This window comes from Celeribacter baekdonensis (assembly GCF_900102315.1).
GTDB classification, from domain to species: Bacteria; Pseudomonadota; Alphaproteobacteria; order Rhodobacterales; family Rhodobacteraceae; genus Celeribacter; species Celeribacter baekdonensis.
On sequence record NZ_FNBL01000001.1, the window covers coordinates 142,124 to 154,721 of the forward strand.

Annotated in this window: 13 protein-coding genes; 3 read left to right on the plus strand and 10 right to left on the minus strand. The window is 58.0% G+C overall.

From position 1 onward, the window contains the following. Window positions 1-16: 16 nt before the first annotated feature. Window positions 17-1,375, plus strand: a complete 1,359-nt coding sequence (locus tag BLT54_RS00685; protein WP_245707922.1) for a methyl-accepting chemotaxis protein — start codon at window positions 17-19, stop codon at window positions 1,373-1,375. Window positions 1,376-1,557: 182 nt separating this feature from the next. Here BLT54_RS00685 and BLT54_RS23000 read toward each other — a convergent pair whose 3' ends face one another. The 5 genes from BLT54_RS23000 to sciP all read right to left on the minus strand — a co-directional run bounded on the left by BLT54_RS23000 (window position 1,558) and on the right by sciP (window position 7,287). After that, window positions 1,558-1,680: a hypothetical protein gene (locus tag BLT54_RS23000; protein ID WP_269771043.1), complete on the minus strand. Its 123-nt coding sequence runs from the start codon at window positions 1,678-1,680 to the stop codon at window positions 1,558-1,560. 127 nt (window positions 1,681-1,807) lie between these two features. Beyond that, window positions 1,808-3,895 carry an ATP-dependent DNA helicase RecG gene (gene recG / locus BLT54_RS00690; protein WP_074640094.1) on the minus strand — a complete coding sequence of 696 codons (2,088 nt, stop codon included), beginning with the start codon at window positions 3,893-3,895 and terminating at the stop codon, window positions 1,808-1,810. 2 nt (window positions 3,896-3,897) lie between these two features. Beyond that, window positions 3,898-6,009 carry an NAD-dependent DNA ligase LigA gene (ligA, locus tag BLT54_RS00695; RefSeq protein WP_074640096.1) on the minus strand — a complete coding sequence of 704 codons (2,112 nt, stop codon included), beginning with the start codon at window positions 6,007-6,009 and terminating at the stop codon, window positions 3,898-3,900. 162 nt (window positions 6,010-6,171) lie between these two features. Beyond that, complete coding sequence (gene ctrA / locus BLT54_RS00700) at window positions 6,172-6,891, minus strand: response regulator transcription factor CtrA (RefSeq protein WP_074640099.1); 720 nt, start codon at window positions 6,889-6,891, stop codon at window positions 6,172-6,174. 117 nt (window positions 6,892-7,008) lie between these two features. Continuing rightward, on the minus strand, window positions 7,009-7,287 hold the full coding sequence (gene sciP / locus BLT54_RS00705) for a CtrA inhibitor SciP (RefSeq protein ID WP_009571890.1): 279 nt from the start codon (window positions 7,285-7,287) through the stop codon (window positions 7,009-7,011). Window positions 7,288-7,412: 125 nt separating this feature from the next. Here sciP and mnmA point away from each other — a divergent pair, with 125 nt between their 5' ends. Then, window positions 7,413-8,558, plus strand: coding sequence for a tRNA 2-thiouridine(34) synthase MnmA (gene mnmA / locus BLT54_RS00710; RefSeq protein WP_074640101.1), 1,146 nt, complete (start codon window positions 7,413-7,415; stop codon window positions 8,556-8,558). Window position 8,559: 1 nt separating this feature from the next. Then, complete coding sequence (locus BLT54_RS00715) at window positions 8,560-8,952, plus strand: lysozyme inhibitor LprI family protein (protein ID WP_074640103.1); 393 nt, start codon at window positions 8,560-8,562, stop codon at window positions 8,950-8,952. Here the strand turns inward: BLT54_RS00715 and BLT54_RS00720 are convergent. Genes BLT54_RS00720 through fabZ form a run of 5 tightly spaced genes read right to left on the minus strand, consistent with a single transcriptional unit; the run spans window position 8,942 to window position 12,511 of the window. Further along, window positions 8,942-9,205, minus strand: coding sequence for a c-type cytochrome (locus tag BLT54_RS00720; RefSeq protein WP_074640106.1), 264 nt, complete (start codon window positions 9,203-9,205; stop codon window positions 8,942-8,944). The genes BLT54_RS00715 and BLT54_RS00720 overlap by 11 nt on opposite strands. Window positions 9,206-9,264: 59 nt before the next feature. Next, window positions 9,265-10,407 carry a lipid-A-disaccharide synthase gene (gene lpxB, locus BLT54_RS00725; RefSeq protein WP_074640108.1) on the minus strand — a complete coding sequence of 381 codons (1,143 nt, stop codon included), beginning with the start codon at window positions 10,405-10,407 and terminating at the stop codon, window positions 9,265-9,267. Then, the gene (locus BLT54_RS00730; RefSeq protein WP_074640111.1) at window positions 10,404-11,222 is read right to left on the minus strand and encodes an LpxI family protein; all 819 of its coding nucleotides are present in this window, start codon (window positions 11,220-11,222) and stop codon (window positions 10,404-10,406) included. Before BLT54_RS00730 ends, lpxB begins: the two co-directional genes overlap by 4 nt. A gap of 10 nt (window positions 11,223-11,232) precedes the next feature. Then, window positions 11,233-12,033 carry an acyl-ACP--UDP-N-acetylglucosamine O-acyltransferase gene (lpxA, locus tag BLT54_RS00735; protein ID WP_074640114.1) on the minus strand — a complete coding sequence of 267 codons (801 nt, stop codon included), beginning with the start codon at window positions 12,031-12,033 and terminating at the stop codon, window positions 11,233-11,235. Window positions 12,034-12,046: 13 nt separating this feature from the next. Beyond that, window positions 12,047-12,511 carry a 3-hydroxyacyl-ACP dehydratase FabZ gene (gene fabZ / locus BLT54_RS00740; protein ID WP_009571883.1) on the minus strand — a complete coding sequence of 155 codons (465 nt, stop codon included), beginning with the start codon at window positions 12,509-12,511 and terminating at the stop codon, window positions 12,047-12,049. Window positions 12,512-12,598 lie beyond the last annotated feature (87 nt).

The following is a 12,598-nucleotide window of genomic DNA, read 5'->3' on the forward strand; positions in this document are numbered from 1 at the left end:
ATCTGCGGATCACAGAATGAGCTTGTTGGCCAAATATGCCGGTCGACTTGGCTTTGAAGTTGTGGATATCGCGGGATTTCTTGACAGCGTCGATGAACAATCCAAAAGTCAGATTGCGGTTCTGGCGGATGTGCAATCCTCCGCCACCGACGTGATGACCGCCAATGGCGCGGTGCGCGACGCCTTGACGACGGTCACCAGTATCACCGATCAAACCCTCAATCGCGTTGAGGGGTCAGTGGGATTTGTGCGCGAAAGCGGCCAAAAATCTCAACACGTGGCCTCATGGGTGAAAGACCTTTCGGAGCGTATGGAACGGGTCGCAAGTTCGCTGAGTGCTGTTGAGGCAGACAACACCAATATCGCCGACATTGCCCGTCAGGTGAATATTCTTGCCATCAATGCCAAAATTGAGGCTGCGCGCGCCGGTGACAGCGGGCGTGGCTTTGGCGTGGTGGCGGAGGCGATCAACGAATTGTCGCGCAAAACCGCCCGCGCCGCCGCCGGGATCGAAGAGAACATTGCCACCCTGTCCGAATGGGTCGGACGGCTGCGCGAAGAGGCGACAGGTGTCTCCACTGACGCGAGTCATGTGATTTCCTCTGCGTCGGAAACGGATCTGGCGCTCACAGAAATCGCCCAAGGTGTGCGTAAAACCCATGACGCCACCCGGATCATGGTCACTGAGGCCGACAAGGTTCGGGACGCTGTCGCGCGATTCCAACCCGCCTTTGACCAAATCGGCAAAGCCGCCAATGCCACCGCCGAGGGCATCCATGTCGCGCATGAACGGGTCGACAAGTTGATCAACACCTCTGAAACCATTTTTCAAACCACCGTTGCTCTTGGCGGCGCGAGCGAAGATTTGGTCTTTATCAACAAGGTGCAAGAGGCCGCCTCTCGGATTTCAGCACTTTTTGCTGATGGCATCAATTCGGGGCGCATCAGCCGCTCAGACCTTTTTGACCAAAGCTACGTTGAACTTGCCAACACCAATCCACAACAATACATGGCGCGGTTCACGGCCTTTACGGATGAGGTCTTGCCTGCGGTTCAAGAGCCTATGCTTGAGTTTAACCCCAAGGTGGTCTTTTGCGCGGCGCTTGATCCAAACGGCTATCTGCCAACCCACAATGTTAAATTCTCCGCACCGCAAGGTCATGATCCGGCCTGGAACGCCGCCAATTCCCGCAATCGGCGCATTTTTAGTGATCGGGTGGGCTTAAAGGCTGGGCGTAACACCGAACCCTTCCTGCTCCAGGTCTATCGTCGCGATATGGGAGCGGGCAAATTCATGATGATGAAAGATCTCTCTGCCCCGATTTTCGTGGATGGCAATCACTGGGGCGGGTTGCGTTTGGGATATACGTTCTGACGTGATCCCACTTTCGATAGCCAAAAAAATCCGCCGCACTTCAAAAGAAGGCGGCGGGAAGTACGATCTGAGACCCGCGGGGTTGATGGGATGAGGAACCATCACTGACGGGAACAGGTAAATGTCAGACCCAAGATTGGGCTGCGGGTTGGGGATCAGATCTGAGGCAAACGAAGATGGCCTTACACCAAGGCCGGCAAGCTCAACCCACCCAAGAGGATGACCAAAAGGGCGATCGCACCGATCATGTCTTGTACCAGTGTTCCTTGCGACCGGGTGGCAACGGATTTGAGGTCCTTGATCATGTGAGCATCCTTTGAGACAGGTTGGTTAATGACTTGTTGCCACTTTGTTCTCATTTTTATGGGTCTGTGTAAAGAACTTTTTAAGAACATTCGCGAACAAAATGAAAATTATCTGTGCTAAAATCTGTCAACCCACTGAAATCAAACGGATTGCCTCATCTTTTCCCATCAACCAAAGAAGAACACGCACCGCCTGCCCGCGGTCGCTTGAAAGCGTCGGATCATCATGCATCACCTTGCGCGCATCGCTTTGCGCCAAGGCCATCAGCGCCGATTGTCGTTCCAAATCCGCCACCCGAAACCGCGGCAGACCTGATTGCGCGGTGCCCAAAACATCACCTGCGCCGCGCATTGCCAAATCTTCCTCGGCGATGCGAAACCCATCTTCGGTTTCGCGCAGAATTTCCAACCTGCGCCGCCCGGTCTCAGTCAAGGGCGGTTGATAGAGCAGCAAACAGGTCGAAGCGACATCGCCGCGCCCGACCCGTCCGCGCAATTGGTGCAACTGTGCCAGACCAAAATGCTCCGCCCGCTCAATCACCATGATCGACGCATTGGGCACGTTGACCCCAACCTCAATCACCGTGGTGGCCACCAAAACGGCGATCTCTCCGGCTGCAAACTGTGCCATGGTCCGGTCTTTGTCCTCGGGCGGCATTTGTCCATGCACAAGCCCAACATGCTCCTCGCCCAAAACCGCGCGCAGATGTTTGAACCGTTCCTCGGCGGCCATCATATCGACCAGCTCGCTTTCCTCGACCAGCGGACAAACCCAATAGGCCTGCCGTCCTTTCTCAATCGCACCCCGTAAATGTGCCACAACCTCGTCAATCCGATCCGTCGCACTCAAGGCCGTTTTGATCGGCGTGCGTCCGGGTGGCTTTTCGTCCAAAATCGACAGGTCCATATCGCCGTAATGCGCCAGGGAGAGCGAGCGAGGGATCGGCGTCGCCGTCATCACCAAAACATCCACCGCCTGCCCCTTTTGCGCCAAAGCCAGACGTTGCGTGACCCCAAACCGGTGCTGTTCGTCAATGATCGAGAGGCGTAAATCGTGAAACACCACCTCGTCTTGGAACACCGCATGGGTGCCGACAAGGATGTGAATGTCACCACGGGCAAGCGCATCGAGCTTGGCTTTGCGCTCTCTCCCCTTGTCGCGCCCGGTCAAAATCTCAAGCACAACACCCGCCGCTTCGGCCATGGGTTTGAGCCCCTCAAGATGTTGACGCGCAAGGATTTCTGTCGGTGCCATCATCACGCCCTGCCCGCCCGCCTCAACCGCGACCAAAAGCGCGTCCAAGGCCACAAGCGTTTTCCCTGAGCCGACATCGCCCATCAAAAGCCGGTTCATCCGCGCGGGTTGCGCCATGTCTTCGGCGATTTCCGCCATGGCGCGCGCCTGTGCACCGGTGGGTCGAAACGGCAAAGCGGCCAACACTTTTGCGCGCAAATGACCCTCTCCCACATTGACCCGGCCCTTGCCTCGACGCACCCGGGCACGGGCCAAAGCCAAGGTCATTTGATGGGCAAAAAGTTCGTCATAGGCCAATCGTTGTCGCGCGGGAGCCGTCGCCGCCACCTCATGCAGCGACAAGGGACGATGCGCCTGGGCCAATGCTGTCTGAAACTCCGGCCAGCCTTCGCGCGCCCGCAACGCCGGATCAATCCACTCCGCCATCTCCGGCACGCGCTCCAAAGCGCTTGCACTGGCCTTGGCCATGGTTTTTTGCGTCACCCCGGCGGTCAGCGGATAGACGGGTTCAAACTGCCCCAACTCCCCCGCCTCATCCGGCTCCAAAATGTGATCGGGATGCGGCATTTGATATTGATTGTCGTAAAGTTCGACCTTGCCAGACAAAAGCCTGCGTTCGCCAATCGGCAATTGCGCCTCGATCCATTTCGGCGCGCCGCGAAAAAACACCACTTGAAAGGCGAGTTCGGCATCCTCGACGATCACGCGATACGGCAGGCCCTTGCGGATGGGCGGTTGATGGCGCAGCACCGTGACCTCGACGGTGGCGACCTCACCGGGCGCAACCTCACGCAGGCTGTCACGCCGCCGCCGATCCACCACCGTATGGGGCAGCGTGAACAACAGATCGCGCGGTCGCTCGATGCCTATCGCGGGCAGCGCTTTTGCCGTCTTCGGCCCAACCCCCGCGAGGGTTTCAAGCCCGGCAAACAGCGGAAACAGGATATCCGGCCGCCCCATGCTCATGCGTTGCCGATCAGGGCCAGCCAGCCGTCTTCGTCAAGCGTTTCAATGCCCAATTCGCGGGCTTTTTTCTCTTTTGACCCGGCACCCGGCCCCGCGACCAACAGGTCGGTTTTGGCGGAAACTGACCCTGAAACTTTCGCGCCCAAAGATTCGGCGCGGGCCTTGGCCTCGGCCCGGGTCATTTTTTCGAGCGTACCGGTGAAAACCACGGTTTTGCCGCTGACCGGACTGTCATTTTTGGGCTTTGCCGCCTCAACGACGGTCAAATGCGCGACCAAACGGTCGATCGAGGCACGCTCTGCCGCTTGGTGGAAGGCGGTGATCACCGAGGTGGCCATGACCGCACCGACGCCATCGACAGCCAAAAGATCGTCCCATTGCGCGCCGACACCGACCTGAGCCTCGCTCATCGCCGTCTCAAACGCGGCCCATGTGCCGTAAGTTGTGGCCAAAAGACTGGCGGAACTGTCGCCGACATGGCGGATGCCGAGGGCAAAGATGAGCTTGGCCAAGGGGATGGTTTTGCGTGCATCAATCGCGTCAAACAGGCTGTTGGCGGATTTTTCCCCCCAGCCTTCGCGGTTTTTGAGCTGTTGCATCCCCGAGCCGTAGCGGTCACGCAGGGTGAAAATGTCAGCCGGCTCTTTGATCCAGCCGTCTTTATAGAATTGTTCGACCTGTTTCGCCCCGAGCCCGTCTATGTCAAACGCGCCCCGAGAGACAAAATGTTTCAATTTCTCAACGGCTTGCGCCGGGCAAATGAGACCGCCGGAGCAACGGCGCACCGCGTCGCCCTCTTCGCGGATCGCCTCGGAGCCGCATTCGGGACAGACTGTCGGATAGAGGAACGGCGCGGCATCCTCGGGGCGTTTGCTCAGATCAACATCGGCAATCTTGGGGATCACATCTCCGGCGCGATAGACCTCAACCCAGTCGCCAACACGGATGTCTTTGCCGCCGCGAATTTCGCCGCCTTTGCTGTCGCGCCCCGCAATGTAATCTTCATTGTGCAGGGTCGCGTTGGAGACAACGACCCCGCCCACGGTGACCGGTGTCAGGCGGGCAACGGGGGACAAGGCGCCGGTGCGGCCGACCTGAATGTCGATGGCTTCCAACCGGGTCCAGGCCAGTTCGGCGGGGAATTTATGAGCGATGGCCCATCGCGGCGTGGTGGAGCGAAAGCCAAGGCGGCGTTGCAGCGCGAGGTCATCAACCTTATAGACGACGCCATCAATGTCATAGCCCAGTGTCGCCCGTTGGGATTCGATGTTGTGATAATGGGCAATGAGGTCAGTGATCGCTGTGAAGCGCCGGGTCAGAGGATTGATTTGAAAGCCAAGGGTCTGCAGGTGCCGGATCGCGGCCATTTGGGTTTCGGCCAAAGGCGCGGACAACTCGCCCCAGGCGTAGGCGAAAAATTTGAGCGGCCTCGAACGGGTGATTTCAGGATCGAGTTGGCGCAAGGAGCCCGCGGCAGCGTTGCGCGGATTGGCAAATGTTTTGCCACCACGCTCGGCGTTGCGGGTATTGAGCGCCTCAAAATCGGCGTGGCTCATATAGACTTCGCCACGCACCTCTAAAATATCGGGAGCACCGTCCAGTGTTTGGGGAATATCCGCAATGGTCAGGGCGTTGGCGGTCACGTTTTCGCCAATCTCGCCATCGCCACGGGTTGCGGCATGGATGAGCTGGCCCATCTCGTAGCGAATGGACAGCGACAATCCGTCGATTTTGGGCTCTGCCGTATAGGCAATTTCGCCCGGCGCACCAAGATATTTGCGTACGGATTGGTCGAATTCCACCACATCCTCATCGTCAAACGCATTGGACAGCGACATCATCCGCAGAGCATGAGTGATTTTGCCAAAGCCCTCAGAGGGGGCTGCGCCAACCTGTTCGCTGGGGCTGTCTGTGCGTTTGAGATGTGGAAAACGCGTCTCGATTTCGGCGTTTCGGCGTTTGAGCGCATCATATTCTGCGTCGTCAAAGACCGGAGCGTCTTCGCGATGATAGGCGACGTTGGCCTGGGCCAAGAGATCGGCCAAACGCGCCAATTCGGCGCGCGCCTGCGCCTCATCAAGCTGATCTATGGCGATGTCTGCCGACATAAAAACCTCCCCGAAACTGCGCCTGCCCTATGGTTTAGGAGAGGTGCGCGGGGAGGTCCAGTCTGATAGATCCACGAAGAGAGAGAAAACACCAAAGCCACTCATTACATTCAGACAGGACCCGTCATCAAAGAGAGGCCTGAGCTGAGAACAGGTCGGGGGCTAGGCGCCCATGGCCATTTGTTCATCCATACCACCCGCAGAGGGTTCCGGATCGCGCAACACATAGCCACGGCCCCACACGGTTTCGATGTAATTGTCGCCATCGGTGGCATTGGCCAATTTCTTGCGCAATTTACAGATAAAGACGTCAATGATTTTGAGTTCAGGCTCATCCATACCGCCGTAAAGGTGGTTGAGGAACATTTCCTTGGTGAGCGTGGTGCCTTTGCGCAGCGACAGCAATTCGAGCATTTGATACTCTTTGCCGGTCAGATGCACGGGTTTACCGCCGACAGACACGGTTTTGGCATCAAGATTGACCTCGATCTTGCCGGTGCGAATGATGGATTGGGAATGGCCTTTGGAGCGGCGGATGATCGCGTGAATTCGGGCGACCAATTCTTCGCGATGGAACGGTTTGGTGAGGTAATCGTCAGCCCCAAATCCGAATCCTTTGATCTTGTTTTCGGTGTCATCGGCGCCAGAGAGGATCAAGATCGGCGTATCAACACGGGCCAAGCGCAATTGACGCAGCACGTCATGGCCGTTCATATCCGGCAGGCCGAGATCCAGAAGGATCAAATCGTAATCATAAAGTTTGGCCAGATCGATGCCCTCTTCACCCAAATCAGTCGTGTAGACGTTTAGATTCGCATGCGACAACATCAGTTCGATGCTTTTCGAGGTGGTGGGGTCGTCTTCAACCAGCAAAATCCGCATACCCTAAATCTCCGTTGCTATCTTCTAATAAGCGTTCTTGTTGCGTTCGCTCCTAAGGAAGATGGTCAAAAATGGTTAACTACACGTTACCAGTTTTAACCTTTTCGCATTTTCAACTCAAGGTTGTCTATATTTTTGCACCGCAGTGGCCTTTAACGCCGCTTCCCCATACTCAGAAATGGCATTTTTCCAGGAATTGAACTCTTCTTCGGACAATCCATAGAGTTTCAGCGCCTCGGTTTGAGGAATCAATCCAAAGACAACCCCTTTGACAACAGAGGCTTTGCGTGAAGCCACCCAGCGACGCGTTTCCGCCGGAGGCAGGTCAGCACGGGTCATAATCGACCCATCCGGCAGGGTCACCGCGCGCGGTCCATCGACTTTTTTCAGATACATGGGCTCACCCTTCGTTAAATTGCACCCCTCTTTTGCAACAACTCCCTTAATGGGGGGTGAAACCGCCCCTTGAGAATAGGTCGTATTTTCCTATATTATGTTCCTATTCCCGAAAGGATTTGTTCATGTCTCATGACGGCGCTCTCCCGCTGAACTCTTTAGGCTTTGCCAAAGCCCCCCGTGACACCCGCGTCGTTGTGGCGATGTCGGGCGGTGTCGATAGCTCTGTGGTGGCCGCACAACTGGCCGAAGAGGGCTATGATGTCATCGGTGTCACGCTTCAGCTTTATGATCATGGTGCCGCTTTGGCCAAGAAAGGCGCGTGTTGCGCGGGGCGTGACATTCATGACGCGCGGCGTGTGGCCGAAGAGATGGGATTTCCCCATTATGTGCTCGATTATGAGAACGTGTTCAAAGACGCGGTGATTGATGAATTTGCCGACAGCTATCTGGCGGGGGCAACGCCTGTGCCCTGCATCCGGTGCAACGAGCGGGTGAAGTTCAAAGACCTGTTGGAAACCGCCAAGGATTTGGATGCGGATTGCATGGCAACGGGTCATTATATCCAACGTGTGATGGGCGCAAACGGCCCGGAACTGCATTCGGCGGCGGATGCCAATCGCGATCAGAGCTATTTTCTGTTCTCGACCAAGCCCGAGCAACTCGACTACCTGCGCTTCCCGCTGGGTCATTTGCCCTCAAAGGACGCGACCCGCGCATTGGCGGCGAAATACGGGTTGAGCGTGGCGGACAAGCCCGACAGCCAAGATATTTGTTTCGTGCCAAACGGCAATTACGCGCAGGTGATCGAAAAGCTGCGCCCAGGTGCCGCCGATCCCGGCGACATCGTCGATCCCGAGGGCAATGTTTTGGGCAGCCATAATGGGGTGATTCATTATACCATCGGGCAACGGCGCGGGCTGGGCATCGGCGGTTTGGCCGATCCGCTTTATGTGGTCAAACTCGATGTCGATAAAAAACAGGTCGTCGTCGGACCAAAAGACATGCTCGCCACGCGCAAAATTCCCGTGCGCGAGATCAATTGGCTGGGCGATGAACCGTTTACCTCGCGCCCGGAGTGGCATGTCGCGGTGCGCGTGCGCTCGACCCGACCGCCGCGTGACGCGATCATCCGACCGATTTCCGACACCGAAGCCGAGGTCGAATTGTTTGTCGCCGAAGAAGGCGTGTCCCCCGGTCAGGCCTGTGTGTTCTACGACACGGACAGTGCGCGCATCTTTGGCGGCGGCTGGATTTGGCGGGGCTATTGAGATGAGAGGGCTGGTGCTGGCCGTGATGGCGGCTCTGCCCACGGCGGCGCTGGCGGACCCGGCGGGCGAATGTGGCGGCGGCTCTCAGGTTGAGATCGCGGAGTGTGTGGCGCGGCAAGATCAGGCGGCGGAGCAGTCGATGCAGACCATCCTCGGCTTTGCCCGCGCCTCAGCGACAGAGTTGGACGAGATCACCGGGCGCGCCACAGAGCGGCCTGTTGCCCTGCCCGCTTTAAATGCGGCACAAGCGGCGTGGGAATCCTACCGTGCCGCGCAGTGTGACTTTGTCGGCAGCACCTATGGCGGCGGATCAGGTACGGGGATCGCAATCCGGTCGTGCCGGATTGAGCTGACCCGCGCGCGTGAGGCTGAGCTGCGCCGCACTATTCAGTGAGGTCCGGCATGATCGGCGTAGGCAAAAGGTAGGCCACCAAATCGGCGCGATCCTGGTCGGACCTTGTGCGGTGACTGGTCAAGAACAGCGTCAAATCCTCTGGCGTCACCTGCGTCAGATCAAGCAGGGCCACATCGCGATGACAGCGCGCACAGGATTGGGCGTAGACCATGGCACCTTGATCGGCATCGCCCACCGAATCGGCGTAAAGCGGCTGGGCCATCAGCATCATAAGAGCAAGAAAACGGATCATATTGGACCTCCTGTGAACAGAGTGTAGCGCAGGGAGGGGGATCTGTCGTTGATCTAGAGCTAACCTGCGATGCCGTCCAAAATCGCCCGTGCCGCACGCAGGCCGGGGGCGTCGCCGCCGCGACCAAGCCGGTCCATCGTCACTGAAAGCGCATCACTTTGCGCCTCTGGGTGCAGAAGGATCACACTTAGAGCCGGGGCGATTTTTTCAGGCACACAGTTCTGCGCCAAAAACTCCGGCACGACACGGGTTTCAGACACAAGATTGACCAAAGTCACCGTGTCGATCAACAATTTGCGCTCGACGATCTTTTGCGTCAGCCAATTCATCTTATAGGCGATAACCATTGGGGTGTCGTTTGCCGCCAACTCCAAGGACACCGTGCCAGAGGCCGCCAGCGCCATATCGGCGGCTTTGAAGGCGGCGCGTTTTCCGGCGCGGTCGGAGGCCTCGATCAGGATCGGAGCCACCGCCCAGTGCGATGTCATCTCGCGCACCAGATCCTCGACGCCCTGCGCCATTGGCAAAACGACCCGCGCGGTGGGATGGGTTTGGGCGAACACATCCAAAGCCGCGCCAAAAATTTGCGCCAACCGTGTGACCTCGCCTTTGCGCGATCCCGGCAGGACCAGGATCAAGGGCGCATCGTCGATCTGGTTGGTCTCACGAAAGGCCGTCACCTCCGCCTCGGTGGCGATTTCATCGGTCACAACCGGGTGGCCAACGAAATCACAGCGCAAGCCAACGCGGGTGAAATACGGCGGTTCAAACGGGAACAGCGCCAGGACCTGATCCACCCGTGCCGCCATTTTCGCCGCCCGTTCGGGCCGCCACGCCCAGACAGTGGGCGCAACGTAATGACAGATGCGAATGTCAGAGCGGGCTTTGACGATATCGGCCACACGCAGACAAAAATCCGGGCTATCAATGGTCAAAACCACATCGGGTTGCCAGTCTAAAATGGCCTCGGCCACCTCGCGAATGCGGCGTTTGAGGTGGAAATATTTCGGCAGAATTTCCATGATCCCCATCAAGGAAAGCTCGGACATCGGGAATTGGCTGACCAGCCCCGCCTCCACCATCATCGCGCCACCGACACCGCGAAATTCCACATCACAGAGCGTTTTCAGCGCATCCATACAAGACGCGCCCAATTTGTCGCCCGAGGCCTCGCCGGCGATGACAAAGACTTTCAGGCTCATAACGCTTTCAAGAACATGCCCGCCTCCGCAATCCGTGCTTTGACCGCATCGGCCTCCAAAACAATCACCTGCCCGGCCGGAATGACAATCCCGCCGATGCCCGCAGTACGCGCCGCCGTGATCGTGTCGGGGCCGATGGTGGGCATGTCAATGCGCAGGTCCTGGCCGCGTTTCGGGCCTTTGACAAACACCCCCGGCGCGCGGCGTAGGGGATTGGGGGTTTGAGCGACATAGGCCAACATCGCATCCGTGCCCTGCACCGTCTCGATGCCCAACATCTGGCCCCCGGCGCAGACCGCGCCTTGGCCGACATCCAAGGGTGACAACGCGTCCAAAACCGCCTTTGCCCGTGCCGCATCCGCCTCGTCCTGCGCGGTCGGTTTCCGCCCCCAAAGCGTGCCTTTTTCCAACACCAAATCCGGGCAAATCTCGGTGGCGGAGCGGATCATGAAGCCTTGGGATTCAAACACAGCGATCACCTCGCGCAACAGCCCGTCATCGCCCTTGCCCAAAGACATGGCGAGTTTGACCGCGTGGCGATCCATCAGCACCGGATTGATTTTGGGCCGCGCCATCGCACCGGCAAAACTCACCGCCACAACATCGCGCGCTTTCAGTTCCTTGAACAGTTTGCCGAGTTTTTCGACCCGCGCCGTCACATGTTCCGCACCTTCGGGCACTGGAATATCGGAGAAGGTGACATAGACCGGATGGACCAACGCATTCGCCAGCGTGGCGGGCAAGCTGCCCGATCCGGCGATGATGGCGGTGCGTTTGACCGGACGCCTATCTGTGTGCCTTTCCGGCGGGGTCATCGGCACACCCTCATTTCGGCGTCAAAAATCCGCGGTCGCTGTCACCCATGACAAAGGCCACCATGCGGGCAACATAATCGCTGTCGAAATCTTCGGACAGTCGCTGGGCACGGTCTTTGAACGCGCCTTCGCCCTGTTTGAGCATCTGAAACGCGGCGCGCAACTGGTTGATGTCATCGCGGGACACGCCTTTGCGTTTGAGACCCACAAGGTTGAGCCCGTCAAGTTCCGCGCGCGGACCTTGGACCAAAGCGTGGGGCAAAACGTCGGCGGTGACCATGGACAGCGCGCCAATGATGGCCCCCTGCCCGATCCGCACCCATTGGTGAATGCCCGACAGGCCGCCGACGATCACATCGTCTTCGATCACACAATGCCCGGCCACGGCGACCGAATTGACCAAAATCACCCGATCCCCGATCTGGACGTCATGGGCGACATGGGCGCAGGCCATGAACAGGCCATCGTCGCCCACGCGCGTCACCCCGCCACCGCCCTCGGTGCCAAGGTTCATCGTCACATATTCGCGGATGCGGTTGCGTTTGCCGATCACAAGGCGGGTCTCTTCGCCTTTGAATTTCAAATCTTGTGGAATCGCCCCGATCGAGGCGAATTGAAACACCGTGGTCTCGTCGCCGATCTCGGTCATGCCCTCGATCACCACATGGGATTTGATCACAACCCCTGCGCCCAGCCGCACCTTAGGCCCGATCATACAGAACGGGCCAATGTCACAGCCCGCACCAATCACGGCCCCCTCTTCAATCACAGAAGAGGGATGAATTTTGGCGCTTGGGTCGATGAGGCTCATAGATCGCTCCTGATCAGGTGTTGGACGCAGACAGATCCATCATCGCGGTAAATGAGGCCTCACAGGCCACCTCGCCGTCGACTTCGGCGCGGCCATCGAATTTCCACACTTTGCCACCACCGCGTTTGACCGTGACATGCATCTTGAGCTGATCACCCGGCACCACTTTGCGGCGGAATTTGCAGCCGTCGATGTTCATGAAAAACACGTTAAACACCTTATCGGCCAAATCCATATGCACCCCGACCAAAACAGCCGCCGTTTGCGCCATCGCCTCGACGATCATCACGCCGGGCATCACCGGCATCCCCGGAAAATGCCCGGTAAAATGCGGCTCATTGAAGGTGACGTTTTTGATGCCGGTGCAGCCGGTGCTGGTGTCGATGTCAATCACCCGATCCACCAACAAAAACGGATAGCGATGCGGCAAAATCCGTTGAATCAAATCAATATCGGCGGTTTTCAGGTGGTCCGTCATATCTCTTCCCTCGGCCTTTGATCTTATCTTTATCTGTGTCACGCGACGCCGGGTCCAAGCATACGGGCCAGATCGGTCCCATGTGCC